Annotated in this window: 26 protein-coding genes and 1 tRNA gene; 7 read left to right on the forward strand and 20 right to left on the reverse strand. The window is 59.0% G+C overall.

The annotated features are described in order from the left end of the window. Positions 1-67: 67 nt before the first annotated feature. The 10 genes from iscX to trmJ all read right to left on the reverse strand — a co-directional run bounded on the left by iscX (position 68) and on the right by trmJ (position 7,440). The gene (iscX, locus tag ACOYXI_RS13850; protein ID WP_008084655.1) at positions 68-268 is read right to left on the reverse strand and encodes a Fe-S cluster assembly protein IscX; all 201 of its coding nucleotides are present in this window, start codon (positions 266-268) and stop codon (positions 68-70) included. A 14-nt stretch (positions 269-282) separates the two neighbouring features. Continuing rightward, positions 283-624, reverse strand: coding sequence for an ISC system 2Fe-2S type ferredoxin (gene fdx / locus ACOYXI_RS13855; RefSeq protein ID WP_007964424.1), 342 nt, complete (start codon positions 622-624; stop codon positions 283-285). Further along, the gene (gene hscA / locus ACOYXI_RS13860; RefSeq protein WP_134787276.1) at positions 624-2,489 is read right to left on the reverse strand and encodes a Fe-S protein assembly chaperone HscA; all 1,866 of its coding nucleotides are present in this window, start codon (positions 2,487-2,489) and stop codon (positions 624-626) included. Before hscA ends, fdx begins: the two co-directional genes overlap by 1 nt. A 51-nt stretch (positions 2,490-2,540) precedes the next feature. Next, on the reverse strand, positions 2,541-3,062 hold the full coding sequence (hscB, locus tag ACOYXI_RS13865; protein WP_003227901.1) for a co-chaperone HscB: 522 nt from the start codon (positions 3,060-3,062) through the stop codon (positions 2,541-2,543). Between the two features lie 8 nt (positions 3,063-3,070). After that, entirely contained in the window at positions 3,071-3,394 is a 324-nt protein-coding gene (gene iscA / locus ACOYXI_RS13870) for an iron-sulfur cluster assembly protein IscA (protein WP_003227904.1), read from the reverse strand. Positions 3,395-3,422: 28 nt separating this feature from the next. Continuing rightward, entirely contained in the window at positions 3,423-3,809 is a 387-nt protein-coding gene (gene iscU / locus ACOYXI_RS13875) for a Fe-S cluster assembly scaffold IscU (protein WP_003227907.1), read from the reverse strand. 83 nt (positions 3,810-3,892) lie between these two features. Next, entirely contained in the window at positions 3,893-5,107 is a 1,215-nt protein-coding gene (locus ACOYXI_RS13880) for an IscS subfamily cysteine desulfurase (protein WP_007964423.1), read from the reverse strand. 50 nt (positions 5,108-5,157) lie between these two features. After that, on the reverse strand, positions 5,158-5,649 hold the full coding sequence (iscR, locus tag ACOYXI_RS13885) for a Fe-S cluster assembly transcriptional regulator IscR (protein WP_007956690.1): 492 nt from the start codon (positions 5,647-5,649) through the stop codon (positions 5,158-5,160). A 240-nt stretch (positions 5,650-5,889) separates the two neighbouring features. Continuing rightward, positions 5,890-6,666, reverse strand: a complete 777-nt coding sequence (gene cysE / locus ACOYXI_RS13890; RefSeq protein WP_003227913.1) for a serine O-acetyltransferase — start codon at positions 6,664-6,666, stop codon at positions 5,890-5,892. A gap of 3 nt (positions 6,667-6,669) precedes the next feature. Further along, positions 6,670-7,440: a tRNA (cytosine(32)/uridine(32)-2'-O)-methyltransferase TrmJ gene (trmJ, locus tag ACOYXI_RS13895; RefSeq protein ID WP_027612138.1), complete on the reverse strand. Its 771-nt coding sequence runs from the start codon at positions 7,438-7,440 to the stop codon at positions 6,670-6,672. A gap of 145 nt (positions 7,441-7,585) precedes the next feature. On the opposite strand from trmJ, the gene suhB reads away from it, so the two are divergent. Next, the gene (gene suhB, locus ACOYXI_RS13900; protein ID WP_003227916.1) at positions 7,586-8,404 is read left to right on the forward strand and encodes a type III secretion system regulator SuhB; all 819 of its coding nucleotides are present in this window, start codon (positions 7,586-7,588) and stop codon (positions 8,402-8,404) included. Positions 8,405-8,648: 244 nt separating this feature from the next. Here the strand turns inward: suhB and ACOYXI_RS13905 are convergent, their stop codons facing one another. From ACOYXI_RS13905 to queA, 6 genes are all read right to left on the reverse strand, one after another. Then, entirely contained in the window at positions 8,649-9,197 is a 549-nt protein-coding gene (locus ACOYXI_RS13905; RefSeq protein WP_027612139.1) for a glycine zipper 2TM domain-containing protein, read from the reverse strand. Between the two features lie 121 nt (positions 9,198-9,318). Further along, positions 9,319-10,233 (reverse strand): protein translocase subunit SecF, encoded by a 915-nt coding sequence (gene secF / locus ACOYXI_RS13910; protein ID WP_003227920.1) that lies wholly within the window; start codon positions 10,231-10,233, stop codon positions 9,319-9,321. Positions 10,234-10,242: 9 nt separating this feature from the next. Then, positions 10,243-12,111: a protein translocase subunit SecD gene (gene secD / locus ACOYXI_RS13915; RefSeq protein WP_003227922.1), complete on the reverse strand. Its 1,869-nt coding sequence runs from the start codon at positions 12,109-12,111 to the stop codon at positions 10,243-10,245. A gap of 64 nt (positions 12,112-12,175) precedes the next feature. Then, complete coding sequence (yajC, locus tag ACOYXI_RS13920; RefSeq protein ID WP_003227923.1) at positions 12,176-12,514, reverse strand: preprotein translocase subunit YajC; 339 nt, start codon at positions 12,512-12,514, stop codon at positions 12,176-12,178. Positions 12,515-12,557: 43 nt separating this feature from the next. Next, positions 12,558-13,673, reverse strand: coding sequence for a tRNA guanosine(34) transglycosylase Tgt (gene tgt, locus ACOYXI_RS13925; protein WP_461675565.1), 1,116 nt, complete (start codon positions 13,671-13,673; stop codon positions 12,558-12,560). Positions 13,674-13,687: 14 nt separating this feature from the next. Further along, positions 13,688-14,752 carry a tRNA preQ1(34) S-adenosylmethionine ribosyltransferase-isomerase QueA gene (gene queA / locus ACOYXI_RS13930; RefSeq protein WP_367085639.1) on the reverse strand — a complete coding sequence of 355 codons (1,065 nt, stop codon included), beginning with the start codon at positions 14,750-14,752 and terminating at the stop codon, positions 13,688-13,690. Positions 14,753-14,860: 108 nt separating this feature from the next. On the opposite strand from queA, the gene ACOYXI_RS13935 reads away from it, so the two are divergent. Together ACOYXI_RS13935 and ACOYXI_RS13940 are read left to right on the forward strand one after the other, a co-directional pair. Then, a tRNA-Leu gene (locus ACOYXI_RS13935) sits at positions 14,861-14,945 on the forward strand. A 138-nt stretch (positions 14,946-15,083) separates the two neighbouring features. Next, entirely contained in the window at positions 15,084-15,599 is a 516-nt protein-coding gene (locus ACOYXI_RS13940) for a DUF2059 domain-containing protein (protein WP_461674971.1), read from the forward strand. Positions 15,600-16,648: 1,049 nt separating this feature from the next. Here ACOYXI_RS13940 and ACOYXI_RS13945 read toward each other — a convergent pair. Both ACOYXI_RS13945 and ACOYXI_RS13950 read right to left on the reverse strand, forming a co-directional pair. After that, complete coding sequence (locus ACOYXI_RS13945) at positions 16,649-17,005, reverse strand: DUF7079 family protein (protein WP_461674972.1); 357 nt, start codon at positions 17,003-17,005, stop codon at positions 16,649-16,651. 67 nt (positions 17,006-17,072) lie between these two features. Further along, positions 17,073-17,333, reverse strand: a complete 261-nt coding sequence (locus ACOYXI_RS13950) for a DUF6429 family protein (protein WP_461674973.1) — start codon at positions 17,331-17,333, stop codon at positions 17,073-17,075. A 264-nt stretch (positions 17,334-17,597) separates the two neighbouring features. Between ACOYXI_RS13950 and ACOYXI_RS13955 the strand changes: the two genes are divergently transcribed. After that, on the forward strand, positions 17,598-17,927 hold the full coding sequence (locus ACOYXI_RS13955; protein WP_103369541.1) for a hypothetical protein: 330 nt from the start codon (positions 17,598-17,600) through the stop codon (positions 17,925-17,927). Between the two features lie 24 nt (positions 17,928-17,951). Here the strand turns inward: ACOYXI_RS13955 and ACOYXI_RS13960 are convergent, their stop codons facing one another. Continuing rightward, entirely contained in the window at positions 17,952-18,701 is a 750-nt protein-coding gene (locus tag ACOYXI_RS13960) for a hypothetical protein (protein ID WP_134787278.1), read from the reverse strand. Positions 18,702-18,820: 119 nt separating this feature from the next. Between ACOYXI_RS13960 and ACOYXI_RS13965 the strand changes: the two genes are divergently transcribed. The 3 genes from ACOYXI_RS13965 to ACOYXI_RS13975 all read left to right on the forward strand — a co-directional run bounded on the left by ACOYXI_RS13965 (position 18,821) and on the right by ACOYXI_RS13975 (position 22,030). Beyond that, a complete protein-coding gene (locus ACOYXI_RS13965; RefSeq protein ID WP_266273552.1) occupies positions 18,821-19,195 on the forward strand; it encodes a hypothetical protein in 375 nt (124 codons plus the stop codon). Positions 19,196-19,305: 110 nt separating this feature from the next. Then, entirely contained in the window at positions 19,306-20,037 is a 732-nt protein-coding gene (locus ACOYXI_RS13970; RefSeq protein ID WP_461674974.1) for a hypothetical protein, read from the forward strand. A gap of 73 nt (positions 20,038-20,110) precedes the next feature. Beyond that, on the forward strand, positions 20,111-22,030 hold the full coding sequence (locus tag ACOYXI_RS13975) for an alkaline phosphatase D family protein (RefSeq protein WP_461674975.1): 1,920 nt from the start codon (positions 20,111-20,113) through the stop codon (positions 22,028-22,030). Between the two features lie 123 nt (positions 22,031-22,153). Here ACOYXI_RS13975 and ACOYXI_RS13980 read toward each other — a convergent pair whose 3' ends face one another. Then, complete coding sequence (locus ACOYXI_RS13980) at positions 22,154-23,326, reverse strand: aspartate aminotransferase family protein (protein WP_223008003.1); 1,173 nt, start codon at positions 23,324-23,326, stop codon at positions 22,154-22,156. Positions 23,327-23,351: the final 25 nt, after the last annotated feature.

Consider the following 23,351-nt stretch of genomic DNA (forward strand, 5'->3'; position numbering starts at 1 on the left):
ATTTGCGAAAAATTAAACCCGCGAATTATACGCGGGTTCTTGGGTATTGCCTAACCTGCGAGGACGATCAGTCCAATTCTTCAGCCCAGAGCGTCTGAACCGCTTCCAACACTTTCTCGCCGACCCGGCCAGAGGTATTGTCAAAATCCGGCAGCTCTTTGATCCATTGCTGCAGATCGACGAAATTGACAGAGAACGGGTCTACACCCGGCTTGGCTTCGGCCAATTCTTCTGCAATGCGTTGAACATCATTCCAACCGTAGCTCATGACAGTCTTACCAGTCAGTGCGGCGCTTCGGCCGCATGGTTAAGCGAATATTTCGGAATCTCGACGGTGATGTCTTCTTCACCAACGATAGCCTGACAGGCCAGACGCGATTGCGCTTCCAGACCCCAGGCGCGATCGAGGAAGTCTTCTTCCAGCTCGTCCGCCTCTTCCAGCGAGTCGAAACCCTCGCGGATGATGCAGTGGCAAGTGGTGCAGGCGCAGACGCCGCCGCAGGCGCTTTCCATCTCGATGTGGTGTTCGTGAGCCAGCTCGAGAATCGAAGTGCCGGGCTCGGCCTCGACGACCATGCCTTCAGGGCAGAACTTCTCGTGGGGCAGAAAAATGACCTGCGGCATCAGATATCCTCGATTTCATTCAGATTGCGCCCCGACAGAGCGGCTTTCACCGTCAGATCCATGCGGCGGGCAGCAAAAGCATCGGTCACTTGCGACAGACGCTTGGTCTGCTGCTCGATGGCGTAACCATCGGTGCCTTTCATCAGTTCGGCCAGTTCTTGCATCTGCAGCTCGATGACCATGCGCTCCTCGGCGTCGAGCAAACGCTCGCCATCGGCTTCCAGAGCACCCTGCACCGCTTCGATCAGGCGTTGGGCATCGACTTGCTGCTCGCGCAGGACGCGGGCGACCTTGTCGTCATTGGCGTGCTGGAACGAGTCCTTGAGCATCTTGGCGATTTCACCGTCGGTCAGACCGTAGGACGGCTTGACCTGAATGCTCGCCTCGACGCCCGAACCCAGTTCGCGGGCAGACACGCTGAGCAGGCCGTCGGCATCGACCTGGAAGGTCACGCGAATCTTCGCCGCACCAGCCACCATCGCCGGAATGCCGCGCAATTCGAAGCGAGCCAGGGAGCGGCAGTCGCTGATCAGCTCGCGCTCACCCTGCAGCACATGGATCGCCATGGCCGACTGGCCGTCTTTATAAGTAGTGAAGTCCTGCGCACGGGCGACCGGGATGGTGGTGTTGCGCGGAATCACCTTTTCCATCAGCCCGCCCATGGTTTCCAGCCCAAGGGACAGTGGAATCACGTCGAGCAGCAGCAGTTCGCCGCCATCGCGCTTGTTGCCAGCCAGCGTATCCGCCTGGATCGCGGCCCCGATGGCCACCACTTGATCCGGGTCGATTTCGGTCAGTGGCTGACGACCGAAGGCTTCGGCGACGGCTTCACGAACGCGCGGCACACGAGTCGAACCACCGACCATGACCACGGCATGCACGTCTTCCAGCTCGATACCGGAATCACGCACGGCGCGGCGGCAGGCTTTCAGGCTGCGGGCGACCATCGGCTCGATCAGCGCATCGAAGGCTTCGCGGGTCAGCTGCGCTTTCCAGTCACCGTAGGCGACTTCAACGCTGGCCGCATCGGTCAGGGCTTCTTTGGCCGCACAGGCGGTTTGCAGCAGATTGCGTTGTGCGCCCGGGTCGAGATCGGCAGACAAGCCGGCGTTCTCGATGATCCAGCCAGCAATCGCGTGATCGAAGTCATCGCCGCCCAAGGCGCTGTCGCCGCCGGTGGCCAGCACTTCGAAAACACCGCCAGTCAGACGCAGAATCGAAATATCGAAAGTTCCGCCGCCCAGGTCATAGATTGCGACCAGACCTTCGGCGTGTTGATCCAGGCCATACGCCACGGCAGCAGCAGTCGGCTCGTTGAGCAGACGCAGCACATTCAGACCGGCGAGTTTCGCCGCATCCTTGGTGGCCTGGCGCTGCGCATCGTCGAAATACGCCGGAACGGTGATCACCGCACCGACCAGCTCGCCACCCAGGGTCGCTTCAGCACGCTGACGCAAAACCTTGAGGATATCGGCAGAGACTTCGACCGGGCTTTTCGGACCTTGTACGGTGTCGATGAACGGCATGTGCGATTCGCCGCCGACAAAGCGGTATGGCAGTTGCTCGCCCAATTGCTTGACGTCGGACAAACCACGCCCCATCAGGCGCTTGACCGACAGCACAGTATTCAAGGGATCGGAGGACGCGGCCAGTTTGGCCGATTCGCCAACCTCGACGCGGTCGGCGTGATAACGCACGGCGGACGGCAGGATGACCTGCCCGTCAGCGTCGGCCAGTGGCTCGGAAAGACCACTGCGCAACGCAGCGACCAGCGAATTGGTAGTGCCCAAGTCGATCCCCACAGCCAGACGACGCTGGTGCGGTTGAGGACTTTGGCCGGGTTCGGCGATCTGCAGTAGGGCCATCGTGATCAGGACTTATCTGTATATCAGGCGTGCGACCGGAGCGGCACTGGGTTAATCGTCGAGGCGCTCTTCTAACTGGCGCACTTCGTAGGTGAGCTTGTCGAGGAACTGCATGCGCCGCATCAGGCGTTCGGCCTGTTCGCGTTGCGCCGCATCATCCCAACAGGCTGCGAAGCTTTCGTTCAACTGTTCCTGAGCCACCTTCAGGCGACGCTTGAATACCGCGACACCGTCGAGATCGGCGCTGTCCTGGAGGTCTTCGAGCTCTTCGCGCCATTGCATCTGCTGCAAAAGAAACTCGGGATCATGGACCGTGACTTCCATCGGCACTTCATGCCCGCTGATGGTCAGCAGGTAGCGTGCACGCTGGGCAGGACTCTTGAGCGTCTGATACGCGTCGTTAAGCCGCGCAGACTGCTCGAGCGCTGAGCGCTGCTCGCGCTCGGAAGCGTCGGCAAAGCGGTCAGGATGAACACCGCGCGCCAACTCACGGTAGCGCGTGGCCAACTGCTCGAGATCCAGGCGAAAGCTCGGTTGCAGCTCGAATAAAGCGAAATGACAAGGAATACCCACGACAAGCCTCAGATGTTGAAGCTTTCGCCGCAGCCACATTCACCGCGTACGTTGGGGTTGTTGAACTTGAAGCCTTCGTTCAACCCTTCCTTGACGAAATCGAGCTCGGTGCCGTCCAGGTAAGCCAGGCTTTTCGGGTCGATGATCACTTTCTCGCCGTGACTTTCGAACACCTGATCCTCGGCAACCACCTCGTCGACAAACTCCAGCACGTAGGCAAGGCCGGAACAGCCCGTGGTGCGAACACCCAGACGAATCCCTTCACCTTTGCCGCGCCCGTCGAGGGAGCGTCGCACGTGTCGAGCAGCCGCTTCTGTCATGCTGATAGCCATCGTTGACTCCTTACTCGTCGCGCAATGCTTAGATCAAGCCTTTCTTCTGCTTGTAGTCGCGAACAGCCGCTTTGATAGCGTCTTCAGCGAGTACCGAGCAGTGGATTTTCACTGGCGGCAGAGCCAGTTCTTCGGCCAGCTGAGTGTTCTTGATGGTCTCGGCTTCGTCCAGCGTCTTGCCCTTCATCCACTCGGTGGCCAGGGAGCTGGAAGCGATTGCCGAACCGCAGCCATAGGTCTTGAACTTGGCGTCTTCGATAACGCCTTGATCGTTGACCTTGATCTGCAGACGCATCACGTCGCCGCACGCCGGAGCGCCGACCATGCCGGTGCCGACATCCGGGTCTTCCGCGTTCATCTTGCCGACGTTGCGCGGGTTTTCGTAGTGGTCGATGACCTTTTCGCTGTAAGCCATGGTGCTTAATCCTCACTCATCAGAGAGTCGCTCTTTAAGCCCTGCAACCTGGGGTCGCAGGGCCGGTTCGCGGCGACTTGAAATCAGTGTGCCGCCCACTCGATTTTCGAAATGTCGACACCGTCTTTGTACATGTCCCACAGCGGCGACAGAGCGCGCAGCTTGGTAACGGCCTCGCAGACTTTCTGCGCGGCGTAGTCGATTTCTTCTTCGGTGGTGAAACGGCCGAAGGTGAAACGGATCGAGCTGTGTGCCAGTTCGTCGTTGCGGCCGAGGGCGCGCAGAACGTACGAAGGCTCCAGGGACGCCGAGGTGCAGGCCGAACCGGACGATACCGCCAGATCCTTGAGCGCCATGATCAGCGACTCGCCTTCAACGTAGTTGAAGCTCAGGTTCAGGTTGTGCGGAACGCGGGCGGTCAGGCTGCCGTTGACGTACAGCTCTTCCAGATGCTCGACCTGCTTGTAGAAGCGGTCGCTCAGGGCTTTGATGCGCACGTTTTCGGCAGCCATGTCTTCCTTGGCTACACGGAACGCTTCGCCCATGCCGACGATCTGGTGGGTCGCCAAGGTGCCGGAACGCATGCCACGTTCGTGACCGCCACCGTGCATGGTCGCTTCGATGCGCACACGCGGCTTGCGGCTGACGTACAGCGCGCCGATGCCTTTAGGGCCGTAGGTTTTGTGGGCGGAGAACGACATCATGTCGACTTTCAGCTTCTGCAGGTCAATGTCGACCTTGCCAGTGGACTGAGCCGCGTCAACATGCAGCAGAACGCCCTTGGAGCGGGTCAGTTCGCCGATGGCAGCGATGTCGTTGATGGTGCCGATCTCGTTGTTCACGTGCATCACCGACACCAGAATGGTGTCTTCGCGCAGTGCCGCTTCGATCATCGCCGGGGTGATCAGACCGTCTTCGGTCGGCTCGAGGTAGGTCACTTCGAAACCTTCACGCTCCAGTTGGCGCATGGTGTCGAGAACGGCCTTGTGTTCGATCTTGCTGGTGATCAGGTGCTTGCCTTTGGAACCATAGAAATGCGCCGCACCCTTGATCGCCAGGTTGTCGGATTCGGTGGCGCCGGACGTCCAGACGATTTCACGCGGGTCGGCGTTGACCAGGTCGGCCACCTGACGACGGGCGTTTTCGACGGACTCTTCAGCTTTCCAGCCGAACACGTGGGAACGGGACGCCGGGTTACCGAAGTTTCCGTCGACCAGCAGGCATTCACTCATCTTTTGCGCAACGCGCGGATCGACCGGGGTGGTCGCAGAGTAATCAAGGTAAATCGGCAATTTCATGGACTATCTCCTAAATCAGGCTGGCTGGCGTGCCGCTAGCTCTTTGGCTGTCATTCGACGGCGGACGCTTCAATCTTGTCCAGGCGCGGCGCCTTGCCATTGCAACGACGCTGATCCTGACGCTGGGCCACTTCCTGCACCTCACGGCGAGTTACGAGGTCGGCCAAGCTGATACCGCTGAGAAATTCGTGAATCTGCAGGCTCAGGTCGCACCACAGGTGATGAGTCAGGCAGGTGTCGCCGGAATGGCAGTCGCCCTGGCCCTGGCACTTTGTAGCATCGACCGATTCGTTGACCGCATCGATCACCTGAGCCACCTGGATGCCCTGCATGTCGCGCGACAGCTGGTAACCACCGCCTGGACCGCGAACACTGGAAACCAGGTTACTGCGGCGCAGCTTGGCGAAAAGCTGTTCGAGATAGGACAGGGAGATGCCTTGGCGCTCGGAGATATCGGCCAGGGACACCGGCCCGTGCTGCGCGTGCAACGCCAGGTCAAGCATGGCGGTCACGGCGTATCGGCCTTTTGTAGTCAGTCGCATGGACAATTACCACGGAGTTCGGAATGGGCGGGAGTATGCAATTCCCGAGCATTTAAGTCAACTATAAGACCTAGTGCTTTAGTCGGGTTTACCCGCAAAAGAGCGCGCGCATCATAGCAAAGGCTGGCGGCGTACAGCCAGCGGTACCGCGTTATCGTTCTTCGCGAGCAAGCCCGCTCCCACAGGGGGGATGCATTCCAATGTGGGAGCGGGCTTGCTCGCGAAACACAGCGCCCCGGTTTAGCTGGCCTGGCTCTGATCCTTGCCCTTCACGCAAGCGAAATCTTCTTCGCGCAGCTCAGGCAGATCTTTCGCACAGTAATTACTGCCCAGATCCTTCAGCGCGCCGCACATCCCCTCCAGCCGCCCGTCCACCGCTTGCAGGTGATCGAGCAACTGACCGATGGCACGAGCCACCGGGTCGGGCATGTCTTCGCTGACGCCATAGGCGTCGAAACCAATCTTCTCGGCCATCGCCTTGCGCTTGGCGTCCTGCTCTTCATCGGTTTTGACGATGATCCGCCCCGGAATCCCCACTACTGTAGCGCCCGGCGGCACTTCCTTGGTCACTACGGCGTTGGAGCCGACTTTCGCGCCAGCCCCCACCGTGAATGGCCCGAGCACTTTGGCACCAGCACCCACGACAACCCCATCACCCAGCGTCGGGTGGCGCTTACCCTTGTTCCAACTGGTGCCGCCGAGGGTTACGCCCTGATAAATGGTCACGTCATCGCCAATCTCGGCGGTTTCACCAATGACGATGCCCATGCCGTGGTCAATGAAAAAGCGCCGACCAACTTTGGCACCCGGATGAATCTCGATCCCGGTCAACCAACGACCGAAGTTCGACACCAGTCGCGCCAGCCATTTCAGCTCGTTGCGCCACAGCATCCCGGCCAACCGATGAATCCAGATCGCGTGCATACCGGGGTAGCAGGTCAGGACTTCAAAAGCGTTACGCGCCGCCGGGTCTCGATGGAATACGCTCTGGATATCTTCACGCAAACGCTCAAACATCATTCAGTCCTTCCGCTTAAGAAGCTCACCACGGGCCGCTTTTTGGGTTTCCGTGAGGATGCCACGCAAAATATTCATTTCCGCCCGGCTGACCGAGCTGCGTCCGTACAATCGGCGCAGGCGCGCCATCAAGTGCCGTGGCTTTTCCGGATCAAGAAATTCGATGGCGACCAGCGTCTGCTCCAGATGCTCGTAAAAGCGCTCCAGCTCATCCATGGTCGCGAGTTCGGCGCTTTTCACCGAGGCCACTTCTTCTTTCTCGATCTTGGTCGGCTGCCCTTGAGCGGCCAGCCAGGCCATGCGCACTTCGTAGCTCAACACCTGCACCGCCGCCCCGAGGTTCAACGAGCTGAACTCAGGATCGGAGGGGATGTGCACGTGAAAGTGACATCGCTGCAGCTCCTCGTTGGTCAGGCCGGAGTCTTCACGACCGAACACCAACGCGATTTGTGCGCCCTGCCCCGCTTCCTCGACCACTTTGCTCCCGCATTCGCGGGGATCGAGCAGCGGCCAGGGAATGCGCCGGTCACGGGCGCTGGTGCCGAGCACCAGATTGCAGCCGACCAAAGCGTCTTCCAGAGTGGCGACGACTTGGGCGTTTTCAAGAATGTCACCGGCACCGGAAGCACGCGCATCGGCTTCGTGGTGCGGAAACAACCGCGGTTCGACCAGCACCAGCCGCGACAGACCCATGTTTTTCATGGCGCGCGCGGCCCCGCCGATGTTGCCGGGGTGGCTGGTATTGACCAGGACGACACGAATGTTCTGCAGCAAGGGAGGCGCTCTCGGACACAGGAAAGGGGTGCAAATCTTACAGAACAGCCTACCGTTAAGCTATGAAAGCGAACAGCGACCTTCACCTGAAGAAAAGTTCTGATAGAATGCGCGGCTTTCTTTAACAACCTTAGGTGACACATCCATGCAGCCCATGCTGAATATCGCGCTGCGCGCCGCCCGCAGCGCCAGTGAACTGATCTTCCGCTCCATCGAGCGCCTGGATACCATCAAGGTCGACGAAAAAGACGCCAAGGATTATGTATCCGAGGTCGATCGCGCCGCCGAACAGAAAATCATCGATGCTCTGCGCAAGGCTTACCCGAATCACTCGATCCAGGGTGAAGAGACCGGCATGCATGTCGGTAACGGCATCGAAGGCGAAGAGTACCTGTGGATCATCGATCCACTGGACGGCACCACCAACTTCCTGCGTGGCATTCCTCACTTTGCCGTCAGCATTGCCTGCAAATACCGTGGTCGCCTGGAACACGCTGTGGTTCTGGACCCGGTTCGCCAGGAAGAATTCACCGCCAGCCGTGGTCGCGGCGCTCAACTGAACGGTCGTCGTCTGCGCGTCAGCGGTCGCACCAGCCTCGACGGCGCTCTGCTGGGTACTGGCTTCCCGTTCCGTGACGACCAGATGGACAACCTCGACAACTACCTGGGCATGTTCCGCGCCCTGGTTGGCCAGACTGCCGGCATCCGCCGCGCCGGCTCCGCCAGCCTGGACCTGGCCTACGTGGCTGCCGGTCGTTTCGACGCGTTCTGGGAGTCGGGCCTGTCCGAGTGGGACATGGCTGCCGGCGCCCTGCTGATTCAAGAAGCTGGCGGCCTGGTGAGCGACTTCACCGGCGGTCACGATTTCCTTGAGAAAGGCCACATCGTTGCCGGCAACACCAAATGCTTCAAGGCAGTCCTGACGGCGATCCAGCCGCACCTGCCGGCTTCGCTGAAGCGTTAAGCTTCCCGCGAAAAGCAAAAAGCACCCTTCGGGGTGCTTTTTTTATGCCTGCGATTTCAGCCTCCACTCGAATCCACTGTGGGAGCGGGCTTACTCGCGAAGGCGGCGCGTCAGCCAACATTAATTCTGGATGGTAGACCGCATTCGCGAGCAAGCCCGCTCCCACAGGGTCTTTGTGGTGAGGCTTGAATGGCAGGCACAAAAAAGCACCCCGCAGGGTGCTCTTTTTTAAACGATCAGACGGTTATTGAGCCGGCTGATTCTGCGACAGAATCAACTTACCTTCCTTGTCCACCGGAATCTGGTTGCCCGGATCACGGTCCATCCGCACTTTGCCTTCCTTGCCATCCAGCGAATAACGCACGTCGTAACCGACAACCTTGTCGCTGATGTCATTCACGGTGTTACAGCGAGTCTGGGTGGTGGTGTAGGTATCGCGGTTCTGCATGCCTTCCTGCACCTTGTTACCGGCATAACCGCCACCGACCGCGCCAGCGACCGTGGCAATCTTCTTGCCGGTACCGCCGCCGATCTGGTTACCCAGCAAACCACCCGCTACCGCACCAATCGCGGTACCGAGGATCTGGTGTTGATCCTTGACCGGCGCCTGGCGGGTTACAGCAACATCCTTGCACACTTCACGTGGAGTCTTGATCTGTGTTTTGACCGGCTCAACGGCCAGCACTTGCGCATACTCAGGGCCGCTTTTAACCAGGCTGTAGGTGGCAACAGCACCCCCGGCAGTCACACCGACAGCACCCAATACCGCACCAACCAGCAACGACTTGTTCACATGAACCTCCTGACCATCACATACGGGACGCGCCCGCGCTTCTCCCAGCCTTGGAGCATAAAAAAAGGCGCGAGTTCAACTCGCGCCTTTTTCGGGCTGACAGCCGGAGAAACGATGGCCGTTATGGACGGTCGTCGACTTCCTTCTCGGTGTTGGCCGGAGGAATCAGATCCTCGGTGCTCAGGTTCAGCCAGATCAGCACCACGTTCGCGATGTAGATCGACGAGTAGGTACCCGCCAGAACACCGATGAACAGGGCAATGGAGAAACCGAACAGGTTGTCGCCACCGAAGAACAGCAGCGCAGCGATCGCCAGCAAGGTGGAGATCGACGTTGCCATAGTCCGCAGCAGGGTCTGAGTGGTCGAGATGTTGATGTTCTCGATCAGCGAAGCCTTGCGCAGCACACGGAAGTTCTCACGAACCCGGTCGAACACCACGATGGTGTCGTTCAGCGAGTAACCGATGATCGCCAGTACCGCCGCCAGCACCGTCAGGTCGAAGGTGATCTGGAAGAACGACAGGATACCGACAGTCACGATCACGTCGTGAATCAGCGAAACGATGGCGCCGACCGCGAATTTCCACTGAAAGCGGAAAGCCAGGTAGATCAGGATGCCGCCGAGCGCCAGCAGCATGCCGAGGCCGCCCTGGTCGCGCAGCTCTTCACCGACCTGCGGGCCGACGAACTCGACACGCTTGACCGTCGCCGGGTTGTCGCCGCCGACTTTCTGCAAAGCCTCGGCCACCTGGTGACCCAACTGCGGGTCTTCACCCGGCATGCGCACCAGCAGGTCAGTGGTTGCACCAAAGCTCTGCACGATGGCTTCGTGGTAACCGGAAGTCACCAGCTCTTCACGCACTTTGGTGACGTCGGCCGGACGCTCGTAGGTCAGCTCGATGAGCGTACCGCCGGTGAAGTCCAGGCCCCAGTTCATGCCCTTGTGGACGACGCTGAAAATAGCCAGCAACGTGAGAAACACTGTGACGCCGAACGCGAAGTTGCGAACGCCCATGAAGTTGATTGTACGTAACATGGCAGCCCCTTAAATCCACAACTTCTTGAAGTCACGTCCGCCGAAGATCAGGTTGACCATTGCGCGGGTCACCATGATGGCCGTGAACATCGAGGTAAAGATCCCGAGGGACATGGTCACTGCGAAGCCCTTCACCGGGCCGGTGCCCATGGCGAAGAGGATGCCGCCAACCAGCAGAGTGGTCAGGTTGGCGTCGAGAATCGCGGTGAAAGCCCGGCCGAAGCCTTCGTTGATTGCACGCTGCACGGTCATGCCGGCTGCGATCTCTTCACGGATCCGCGAGAAGATCAGCACGTTGGCGTCGACCGCCATACCCATGGTCAGGACGATACCGGCGATACCCGGCAGGGTCAGCGTTGCACCCAGCAGCGACATCAGCGCCAGCAGCAGCACCATGTTCACCGCCAGCGCGACCGTGGCGATCAAACCGAAGAAGCGGTAGATGGCGATGATGAACAGCGAGACGAACAGCATGCCCCACAGCGATGCATCAATACCTTTGGTGATGTTGTCAGCACCCAGGCTCGGACCGATTGTGCGCTCTTCAGCGAAGTACATCGGCGCGGCCAGACCACCGGCACGCAGCAGCAGCGCCAGCTCGGACGATTCACCCTGGCCGTTCAGGCCGGTGATGCGGAACTGCGCGCCCAGCGGCGACTGAATGGTCGCCAGGCTGATGATCTTCTTCTCTTCCTTGAAGGTCTGCACCGGCACGTCTTTCTCGACGCCATCAACAACCTGCTTAACGTAGGTGGTCACCGGACGCTGTTCGATGAAGATCACCGCCATGCTGCGGCCGACGTTCGAACGGGTCGCGCGGCTCATCAGCTCGCCACCGTGACCGTCCAGACGGATGTTCACTTCAGGTGTGCCGTGCTCGCCGAAACCAGCCTTGGCGTCGGTTACCTGGTCACCGGTGATGATCAGGCCACGCTCGATCTGCGCAGGAGGACGCTTGCCTTCACGGAACTCGAAGGTCTCGGAAGTGGCTTTCGAAGCACCCGGCTCTGCAGCCAGACGGAACTCGAGGTTGGCGGTCTTGCCGAGAATACGTTTGGCTTCGGCAGTGTCCTGCACGCCCGGCAGCTCAACCACGATGCGGTTGGCGCCCTGACGCTGAACGATCGGTTCGGCAACACCCAGCTCGTTGACGCGGTTACGTACCGTGGTCAAGTTCTGCTTGATGGAGTATTCACGGATTTCCGCCAGCTTGGCCGGGGTCATCGCCAGACGCAGCACCGGTTGACCGTTGAGGTCGGCCGGAACAATGTCGAAATCGTTGAAGTTCTTGCGGATCAGCGCACGGGCCTGTTCGCGGGAGTCAGCATCGCTGAAGCCCAACTGAATGGCGCCGCCCAGTTGTGGCAGGCTGCGATAGCGCAGCTTCTCTTTGCGCAGCAGGCTCTTGACGTCGCCTTCGTAGACTTTCAGGCGGGCGTCGAGGGCTTTGTCCATGTCCACTTCCAGCAGGAAGTGCACACCACCGGACAAGTCCAGACCCAGCTTCATCGGGTGCGCGCCGAGGTTGCGCAGCCATTGCGGGGTGGTCTGTGCCAGGTTCAGTGCGACGACGTAGTCATCACCCAATGCCTTGCGCACAACGTCCTTGGCCGGCAGCTGGTCTTCAGCCTTGGTCAGACGGATCAGACCGCCCTTGCCGTTGGCGGCCAGCGAAGCTGCCTTGACGTTGATCCCGGACTCACGCAGCGCGGTGCTGACGCGATCCAGATCGGCCTGATTGACCTGCAGTGCCGTGCTGGCGCCGCTGATCTGAATGGCCGGGTCATCGGGGTATAGATTGGGAGCGGAATAAATCAGACCGACCGCCAGCACCGCCAGGATCAGAATGTATTTCCACAGAGGATATTTGTTCAGCATCACGCCGCCCGTTATGAACGCGGGGCGCCTTGCGCGCCCCGTCGATTGAGTAGAAGTTGGAACCTTAGATCGCTTTCAGCGTGCCTTTTGGCAGCGTGGCGGCGATGGCGCCCTTCTGGAACTTCATTTCCACGGTGTCGGAAACTTCCAGAACCACGAAGTCATCGGCCACTTTGGTGATCTTGCCGGCGATGCCGCCGGTGGTGACCACTTCGTCACCCTTCGCAAGGCTGCTCAGCAGGTTCTTCTGCTCTTTGGCGCGCTTGGCCTGTGGACGCCAGATCATCAGGTAGAAGATGACCAGGAAGCCGACCAGGAAAATCCACTCGAAGCCGCCGCCCATTGGGCCTGCAGCAGCCGGTGCAGCTGCGTCAGCCATGGCGTTAGAGATAAAAAAGCTCATTTAGCACTCCAGTTGCAAATGTTGAATCTTGGGGTCAGAAAACTCAGTCCAAAGGCGGAACGGGGAGCCCGCGTTTGGCGTAGAAGGCATCGACAAAGGCGGCCAATGTACCCTGTTGAATAGCCTCGCGCAAACCAGCCATCAGCACCTGATAATGGCGCAAGTTATGGATGGTATTGAGCATGCTGCCGAGCATTTCGCCGCACTTGTCCAGGTGATGCAGATAAGCGCGGGAGAAGTTCTGGCAGGTATAGCAATCGCAGGTCGGATCCAGCGGCGAATCATCATGGCGATGGAACGCGTTACGGATCTTCAGCACGCCTGTATCAATGAACAGATGCCCATTGCGGGCATTACGGGTTGGCATCACGCAATCGAACATGTCCACACCGCGGCGCACACCCTCAACCAGATCTTCCGGTTTGCCAACGCCCATAAGGTAACGAGGTTTGTCAGTCGGCATCATGCCCGGCAGATAATCCAGCACCTTGATCATCTCGTGCTTCGGCTCGCCCACCGACAGACCGCCAATGGCCAGGCCATCAAAGCCGATCTTGTCGAGGCCTTCCAGCGAGCGCATGCGCAGATCCTGGTGCATGCCACCCTGAACGATACCGAACAGCGCCGCGGTGTTGTCGCCATGGGCGTTTTTCGAACGCTGGGCCCAACGCAGCGACAGCTCCATCGATACGCGAGCGACATCTTCGTCAGCCGGATACGGCGTGCACTCGTCGAAGATCATCACGATGTCGGAACCGAGATCGCGCTGCACCTGCATCGATTCTTCCGGGCCCATGAACACTTTCGAGCCGTCGACCGGGGAGGCGAAGGTCACGCCCTCCTCCTTGATCTTGCGCATCGCGCCCAGGCTGAACACCTGGAAGCCGCCGGAGTCAGTGAGGATCGGGCCTTTCCACTGCATGAAATCGTGCAGGTCGCCGTGCTCCTTAATCACCTCGGTGCCCGGGCGCAGCCACAGGTGGAAGGTGTTGCCCAGAATGATTTCCGCGCCAGTGGCGACGATGTCACGCGGCAACATGCCCTTGACCGTGCCGTAGGTGCCCACCGGCATGAACGCCGGGGTCTCGACGGTGCCACGCGGGAAGGTCAGCCGACCACGACGAGCCTTGCCATCGGTGGCAAGCAGTTCAAAGGACATGCGACATTCGCGACTCATTCTGTTTCCTCTGGGCCTGTGTGTTCAGGGGCAGTCGGGGCGGGATTACGGGTGATGAACATCGCATCACCGTAGCTGAAAAAGCGGTAACCGTTGTCGACGGCGGCTTTATAAGCGGCCATGGTTTCGGGATAACCGGCGAACGCCGAAACCAGCATCAACAGCGTGGATTCGGGCAAATGGAAGTTGGTGACCAGGGCGTCGACCACATGGAACGGCCGGCCCGGGTAGATAAAGATGTCGGTGTCGCCACTGAACGGCTTGAGCACGCCATCGCGCGCGGCGCTTTCCAGCGAACGCACGCTGGTGGTACCCACGGCAATCACCCGCCCGCCACGCTCACGGCACGCGGCAACGGCGTCGACCACGTCCTGGCCGACTTCCAGCCACTCGCTGTGCATGTGGTGATCTTCGATCTTGTCGACGCGCACCGGCTGGAACGTCCCCGCACCGACGTGCAGCGTGACGAACGCGGTCTCGACGCCCTTGGCGGCAATCGCCTCCATCAGCGGCTGATCGAAATGCAGCCCCGCCGTCGGCGCCGCCACCGCACCGAGACGCTGGGCGTAAACGGTCTGATAGCGCTCGCGATCCGAACCTTCGTCCGGGCGGTCTATATAAGGAGGCAACGGCATGTGCCCGACGCGATCGAGCAGCGGCAGCACTTCTTCAGCAAAGCCCAGCTCGAACAGCGCATCGTGGCGCGCGAGCATCTCGGCTTCGCCACCGCCGTCGATGAGGATCTTCGAACCCGGCTTCGGCGACTTGCTGGAGCGCACATGGGCCAGCACGCGATGCGAATCGAGCACGCGTTCGATGAGGATTTCCAGCTTGCCGCCCGAGGCTTTCTGCCCAAACAGCCGCGCCGGAATCACCCGGGTATTGTTGAATACCATCAAATCGCCCGGGCGCAAATGCTCAAGCAAATCAGTGAATTGACGGTGTGCAAGGGCGCCGCTCGGCCCATCAAGGGTCAGCAGGCGACTAGCGCGACGCTCGGCCAACGGGTGGCGGGCGATCAGCGAATCAGGAAGCTCGAAGGTAAAGTCAGCAACGCGCATGATGGGGTTCGTCTAGCAGGGCCGGAAAGTCTAGCGGAATTATCAAAAATTGACCATGAAACGTGATTGACCAACGGTAATCACCTCTCTATACTTCGCCGCCATTGAGCCCTGATGGCGGAATTGGTAGACGCGGCGGATTCAAAATCCGTTTTCGAAAGGAGTGGGAGTTCGAGTCTCCCTCGGGGCACCAACACAGTGAAGAAAGGCCTTGATTATCAAGGTCTTTTTTTTCGCCTGGCGTAAACCTGGCGTAACGATCGCAGCTGCTTACATCGATAGTGGTTAAGTTCGGGCGATTCAAAACAAAGACAATGGCAGGAGCGGGATCATGGCTGGATCGAGAAGGAACGAGATCATCATCGCCCTCATTGGCTTAATTGGAGTCGCTGTTTCGAACTGGGACAAGATCTTCCCGAGCGCAGCGAACAACCCTGTGCCTAGCGGCGATATTAACGTCCAGGCGAGATACTACGTAGAAAGCGCGGGCCTCCGAACGGGCCTGGAAGCAATCGAAAAAGCGAGAGCTGAGCGTTACCGACGTGAGTTCAAGCTGTCCTCCGAAACGGTGGACTGCATGATCGATATGGACATCCCCACCACTCAACTGGTCGAAATTGCTACGAACGTTCTGAAGGCACACTTCACTGTCGACGAACTGAAAGAACTTAACCGCATCGAAGCAACTCCTCTCATGCGCAGAGTTGCAGAAAAGCAACCCGCGATTGCATTAGACCTCGTCAAGGGAATCGAGGACGCCGCCGAGAGAGCGCGTCGACGGAATTTGGCGATCGCAGGTGGCGAACGTAAGGTCGCCCAACGAGATTCGGCTTGCCCAGCGCAGTAAATCTGATTGCGAGTACCGAGCGCTACAAAGCTCTGAGGGGGTGGCTGCGCATAGGCCCTAACCCTCAAATTTGCAGCGCGTGAATCTGCGTGTGGCACACATCCTACGCAACGGAAATTTTTTTCCTGCCCTATGCTCAAAAGCACGTAAGAAGTGTAAGTGAGAGAGGTAGATTCTCTGTATCCCTAATAGATAGAGGGGTAGAGGACTCTCTTCTACTGTAAGTGAACTGTCGGAAGTCTGTTTTTACCTAACAGTGGACACCTGTAAGTCTAAATCCTCCCAAGCCCCTGATTTACAAGGTTTTCAGCGCAGTAAAATTTCACCATACAGTTTCCTACACTCACACTGTAAGCGGCGATCCCCAATGAATCCGGGTTGTTGAGCCGTTTTCTGACACACCCAACACCACTTACAAGTTCGGAAGGGACTACCCAAGAAAGTGTTTTTGGTGAACGTCCAGACTTGGCAGTGATCCGCTCCTAAACTCCGGCGCGGTGTGTGAGACTTCGAAGCGCATCAAATAGCCCACAACCCTCGATCTGTGCGGGCTGCAGCGAAATTCTGCGTACCGCAAAGTCAGCCAGGCTCCAGGCGTAAAAGACCTACGCCCGCCGTTAAAACCTGCTGAAACCCAAGTTTTAAAAGTCTTCCAACAATGAACCGGGCGCGTCAGCGCCCCCCCCCGCCCGCTGCCGCTCACTGCACCTCTGTGCAAGCGCGCTGCATTTCTCTTCAAAACTTTGCACATTTTGAAACGGCCGCCTCGTTGCGAAGCCCCACGGCCCGCCTGGTCTGCAGGTTCATTTGCACTACATCCCGATTTGCACAAAAAAAGGACGTAAAGCCCGTCGCATTCAGACCGCTGCCCCCTCGGGTCACCAAAATTAAGAAAGGTCTTGCTTAGCAAGGCCTTTTTTTCGTCTGTCGGAAAGAGCCTCCTCTTCACTTAATGGCCACCTGCTCACCAGCGATGAGACCGGTTGCGCGATAAACTTGGCGCAGTATTGATCGCTAAAAGCGAAGAACTTCAGACGCTTGCCAAAAGCTCAAAGCCTGCTGGCGATTTCTTGCCACATATGGTCGTAGTTGTATTTCAACCAACGAATCAGCAACTTGTCGAACAGCCTGCGAAACCAATTACGCTGCCGCGCCGCAAGCCTTTCCTCTATCTCGCCCCTGAGCCAATCAGGGTCAAAACCTGTCCAGACAGTCGGCAAGACCGCTGCAATGTTCGAAAAGCACACTGGCGCTACTTCTGAATAAAAAATCTCGTAGAGCACCGCTGGATCGACGCCTCTGAGCTGGCATGCGATGTAATCGTAATCAGTGGGAAAATGGTTGAACGGTTCGGACAGTGCAGCTCTAACGTTTGTCAGTTGTGGTTCATTCAGAAAATGCTCCAACGGGAAAACCCCTCCATTTGCGTTCCACTGGCGCGGCGCAGTTCAAACGACGAGCCGAGACAGGAACTCAGATATCTGGATCAGACGCACGCTCGGCTTGAGCCCCTCCCCCAAACAAACGCTCGGCTAGCTGACGACCTCGTTCCTGGCCCTCCTCCGTCAACCAGATCGATTTGTTCCTGTTTACCGGATTACTGATGAGACCCTGTTCATGCAATCGGTTCATGACTTCAAAATCGAAGCCTTTCCATGCATTGCCGTCGTCGGAACTGAAAGCGGCCAACAGGGCAAGCACAGCCTCTTCAATCAACTTTTCGTCGTATTCCATGATCGTCGCTCCGCTCATGTGCCTGAACTATCGTTGAGTTTGTCTGGCAGCTCATACTCGCTGGCCATCCTGAGAAACTCGTTCTGTTGCTTAGGTCATTGAATGTCTCGGCGCTGTCCGTGCAACCTGTTTTGCCTAAGGACTGCACCTGATGCGTCCGCTCAGTATAATCACGCCCGCCCGCACGCGGTCTGCCGCCCGTAGCGGCTTTCGTTGGTCGTTCCGACTTTCAAGACTCATGCTTAAGGACCTCCAAGGCCAACCATGGAAACGTCACTGGAAACCGTCGCCCTGTTCTCCCTCAAACTCGCTTACGAGGAGGAAGGCCTGAGCCCGATTCTGCGGGATGACATGGTTATGGGTGACTATCAGAAAGACGTTTTCGAACTGCTGGTGCGCCGGGGTGATGTCGAGACGATTCAGTTCAAGATGAACGAGTGCCTGGGCTTGGCGATGGATGCGTTGGGCGGGGTCGAGAAACCGTTGGGGCGGGAGCTGCACAAGCTGTCAGCCGATTTCCGTCAGGCGCAGTCGCTGGAGCAGCTTGATCAGCCGCTCCTCGCGCTCAAGGGTTATCTGAAAGATATTCTTTGATCAGTTGCTTCACGCGCTGACCTTTCAGCGTCGAGCCTTCAACACCCGAATATCCGTGGGAAATCCATCCGCCCCCACAAGCTTCTTCCAGCCCACATACTGAAACTCGCCCCGCTCATCGATGTAATCGCCCTTCTCCACCGACCGGCCACCGACGATCGCCACGCGTTTTTCCTCGCCACAACCGCCATCCGATGGGCGAACGGTATAAATCACATACGGCTTCACATATTGCGTGGCGCGGAAGTATTGGCCGCAGACTTCGTCGACGGTGATCAGCATGGTTTTCAGGCGAGCTTCGCCGTCCATGTCTTCGTGCAGTTTCAGGAAGGAGATGTCGCCGACGTCGCTGTAGCCGAGTGAACGGGCGCGTTTGTATTTGGGGGAGTTCTGGTGGGCGATGCGCCCTTGCTCAGCCGCCTGATTCATTCTGGTGGCGAACTCGGCCTTGCCTTGGGCAATCGTTGCCTCGGCCTGGGCGGCGACGTTTTCGCATTGCGCGAATTCGCGGGAGCCGAGGTATTGGGGCGTCAGGTTCAAGCGGCGCTCATTGATGATCCGCAGGCTGCCTTCCAGATCACCTGCCACCTCAAAGGCGCCAGGTACGCGACCGCTCTGGACGTCGGCGATTTTTTCCTGCATTCGCTGGCAGTTAGCGAGGTAATACTGCCAGCTGCTTTCCGGGGGCTCTTTCCACTCGGCGAATGCCGGGGTAATGACAGCGGCGCACGTGATTGCACAGAGCAAGCGCAGAACAGAAGCGGCTTTTAGCATGAGTAGTCCATTACAGGAATCAAGAAAGTGGCGCGACGCTACTATTTTGCTATCGTGCCGTCCACTGTCGGCAAGGTGCCGAGTGCTTGTACCGTGACGGGTTTCGAAGGATGGATACGATGGATGTTGTGTTTTTCTTTATCGCCTGGATAGGCATGTGGGTCTGGGTCGTCAGGCAGCGTGGTGCGTGGAATCTGCTACTCGCCAATGTGTTGGGTGCGACCAGCGGCATGATTGTCGGCCTGGTGGTTTCGCAGCTTTGTGTCGGTCTGTTCGGCTCTAGCCGGCCACCGGTCCCGGGGGTCATGGGATCGCTTCTGGAAATGCTGGCGACTGCCGCGGCGCTGACCGGCGTATGGATGCTGGTGGCCCGTCGCTCGCAGGTCGAACACCCTGTCGCGCGTCAGCTACTGGCCGGCCTTTGCGGCGTTGTGGCCGGCATAACGGCGATCATGTTTTTTGTTCAGATCAATCCGCCCAATCTCGGCATGTGAATGTCTTCGTGGCGTCAGACCTCTATTTTGATATCTTGCCGTCCATCTTCAGCACTCACCGCCAGTGGGTGCTGTTTTGCAGGCTATTGAAGGGTTAAGGAAAGGATCGAATGGAGTTTCTGAGTTTTCTGGCATTTATCGCCGCCTGGGGTTTGATGTGGCGCTGGGTGGTGAAAAACCGCGGCAGCTGGAATCTGTTTTACGGCAACATCGTTGGCGCGGCGGGCGGTTTTATCGTCGGCATGGTGGTGCTGTCGATCCTCCTGTCGCTGTTCCCGTCGGCGCATAAAGCCGAAAAGGCGCCAGTCGAAGACGTGATCGCACAGAACGATGTCACCACCAGTCTGTTGCCCGAAGCCGAGTCGGATTCAACGTCCGCGGTGCTGGAAAACGCGCCGGGCTTTGCCGCGATCGAGCCGGATAACCAACCTTCTCCGCCGGATTCCGCACTGCTGCCGAATTACGCCAGCCGGGCGCCGAAATCGATATCGGAAAAAACCGTCCTGGATCAGAGCGACGCGCAGGGCCGTAAAGCGCTCACCGCGCTGCGCGACAAGCTTGGGCAAAATGCCGACAGCGATAAATCGATGCTCGCGTATGTCATGTGCGGCACGGTGGTCACCAGCACACTGCGCTTCCCAGCGTCGGAGCGCTTCGCCGACAGTTCCGCCATTGTCACCAAGCGCTTCAAGGATCAGGTCTACACCCTCAGCAACAAGGTCACCGCGCGCAACATGAACGGCGATGACGTCACTTATCGCTTCGACTGCTCGGTGCAGGAGCAACCCGCGTCCGCCGAATGGCGACTGCTGGCGCTGAAGCTGCAGAAGGCTGACTCTTAAGCCTCGTTTAAGGGTTCAAGGCGCCGGCTGCGCTATCATCGCCAGCCTGTGCGCCTTGAGCTTTGCCCCCTGAATGTCCCCGATACCTGCTGACCTGAATCCGCTACCTCCCGTCCTGGCCGGCCCACTGCTGCGCCGGCTGGAAACCACGCGCGTGGTGCTGTGGCTGGTCGGTACGCGTCAACTGTCGCTGACGTTGCGCCTGCAAGGCGTAGGAGATATCCCTCTCGATGCCGGGAGGTGCACGGTCATTCCTGTAGGCCGTCATGCGTTCGTTCATTTGATTGACGTTGTGCTCGACAGCGCCCTGCCCTGTGAGACCGTTGTGGGTTACGACTTGCTGATCGATGGCCAGCAGCGAATTGCCGACTGGGCACCACATCTGGTGTATGGCGATGCTACTTGCCCGAACTTCGTCGTGCGCTCACGGATCGATCAATTGCTCCACGGCTCCTGCCGCAAGCCGCATCATCCGGCGGCAGACGGTCTGCTCTGTGTCGATCAGTTGCTGGCGATAGAAACCGATCCACAACAACGCCCCGCCCTGTTGATGATGAGCGGCGACCAGATCTACGCCGACGATGTTGCCGGCCCGATGCTGCGGGCGATTCATGCGTTGATCGAGCGCCTCGGTCTGTTCGACGAACACCTCGAAGGCGCGGTGGTCAGCGACAGCGCCAAACTCTACGAACACCCGGCCAGCTACTACCACCGTGCGGATTTGTTACCCGCGCTGGAGAGCAACGAGACCTTGCGCGAGCGATTTTTCGGCGGTGCGCGTAAGCCGATTTTCACCAGCAGCAGTGCTGACAATCACCTGGTGACCTTCGCCGAAGTGATGGCGATGTATTTGCTGGTGTGGTCGCCGATTGCCTGGGGGTTGATCAATCCTGCTGCTCCAGCGCTGACGCCTGAACGCTTGAAGCGCTACACCCTGGAGCAGACCCGAATCGATGGTTTCAAGGCCGGGTTGGCCAACGTTGCCCGGGCGCTGGCGCACCTGCCGAGCCTGATGATTTTCGATGACCACGACATCACCGATGACTGGAACCTTTCCGCGCAATGGGAGGAAACCGCCTACGGTCATCCGTTCTCCAAACGCATCATCGGCAACGCCTTGATCGCGTACATGTTGTGTCAGGGCTGGGGCAATAATCCGGACGCGTTCAAGGATGTGCTGGAGAACACTCGCCGCCTGAGCGCCAGTGGTGACGATCAATATCTCGACAGCCCGGTGCAGGACGCGCTGATCGATGACTTGCTGCGCTTTCAGCATTGGCATTTCGTGCTGCCGAGCAGCCCGGCGCTGGTGGTGCTCGACACCCGCACCCGGCGCTGGCGCAGCGAGATGGCACTCAAGCAACCCTCCGGTTTACTGGACTGGGAAGCGCTGAGCGAACTGCAGCAGGAGCTGCTTGATCATCCGTCAGCGATCATCGTTTCACCGGCGCCGATCTTCGGCGTGAAGCTGATTGAAACCGTTCAGAAGGTTTTCAGCTGGTGCGGTTATCCGCTGCTGGTCGACGCCGAAAACTGGATGGCTCATCGCGGTGCGGCGCAGGTGATCCTGAACATTTTCCGACACACCCGCACACCCGGAAACTACGTGGTGCTGTCCGGCGATGTGCATTATTCCTTCGTCTACGAAGTGCTTATCCGACACCGCAAGGCCGGGCCACGGATCTGGCAGATCACCAGCAGCGGGATCAAGAACGAGTTCCCGAAAACCCTGCTGGAATGGTTCGACCGCCTCAACCGCTGGCTCTATTCGCCGCGCTCGCCGTTGAACTGGTTCACCAAACGCCGACGCATGCGCATCGTGCCGTACACCCCGGAACATGCCGAAGCGGGTGAACGGCTGTGGAATTCAGCCGGGATCGGCCAGGTGTTTTTCAATGCGCTGGGGCAGCCGAGCGAGATCATTCAGCACAATTCGAACGGGGCGCTGAAGACGCGGATGCTGGCGCCGGAGTTGGGGGATTATCCGGACTGACGTGCACCTATTCCAATGTAGGAGTGAGCCTGCTCGCGATTGCGGTAGGCCATTCAAAATGTATATCGCCTGATACACCGCTATCGCGAGCAGGCTCACTCCTACAGGGGGTTCGTTTGCGCGTCAGTGCGCGATCACGGCACGCCCCACCCCTCTGACAATCATCCCCACCTCCCGCTCATCAATCGTCAGCGGCGGCAGCAGCCGTATCGTCTTGCCACGCGTCACGTTGATCAGCAATCCATGATCCCGCGCCGCAATCAGCGTCAGATCGCGAATCGGCTGTTTCAACTCGATGCCGATCATCAAGCCCTGCCCGCGAATCGCCAACACATTGGGGTTGTCTGCCAGTTCGGCGCGCAGGCGGGTCAACAGGCGCTCACCCTGCACTCTGACGTTCTCCAGCAGCCCCTGTTCTTCGATGATGTCCAGCACCGTGCAGCCGACCCGGCAGGCCAGCGGGTTGCCGCCGAAGGTGCTGCCATGGCTGCCGGGCGTGAACAGGTCCGCCGCTCTGCCCCGCGCCAGACAGGCGCCGATCGGCACACCGTTGCCGAGGCCTTTGGCCAGGGTCATGACGTCCGGCACGATACCTTCATGCTGGAACGCAAACCACTGGCCAGTGCGGCCGATACCGGTCTGGATTTCGTCGAGCATCAACAGCCAGGCGCGCCGATTGCACACTTCCCGCAGGGCTTTGAGGTAGCCGGGCGGCGCCAGTTGCACGCCGCTTTCGCCCTGGATCGGCTCGACCAGAATCGCCACGATGCGCGCGCCATGCTTGTGCTGCAGCTGATCCAGCGCCGCCAGATCACCGAAAGGCACTTTGACGAAATCCCCCGGCAGATCATTGAAGCCCAGGCGCACCGCCGGGCCATCACTCGCCGACAACGTACCGAGCGTGCGGCCATGAAATGCGTTGGCCATGACCACCACCAGCGGCTGTTCGATACCTTTGCTCCAGCCGTACAAGCGCGCAAGTTTCAGTGCAGTCTCGTTAGCCTCAGCACCCGAGTTATTGAAGAACGCGCGATCCATGCCCGACAGCTCAGTCAGCCGTTTGGCCAGTTGCTGCTGCCAGTCGATGCTGTACAGGTTGGAGGTGTGCAACAGCAGCCCCGCCTGTTCGCTAATAGCAGCGACGATCCGTGGGTGCGAGTGCCCTACGTTGGTCACCGCAACCCCGGCGACGGCATCCAGGTATTCACGACCGGCCTGATCCCACAGGCGAGTGCCCAGACCTCTGGTGAAACTCAGAGCCAGCGATTGGTAGGTGTTCATCAGGGCGGCGGTCATGACTTCAAACTCCAGTGAAGGTCGG

The sequence above is a fragment of the Pseudomonas sp. G3-19 genome, assembly GCF_054855875.1.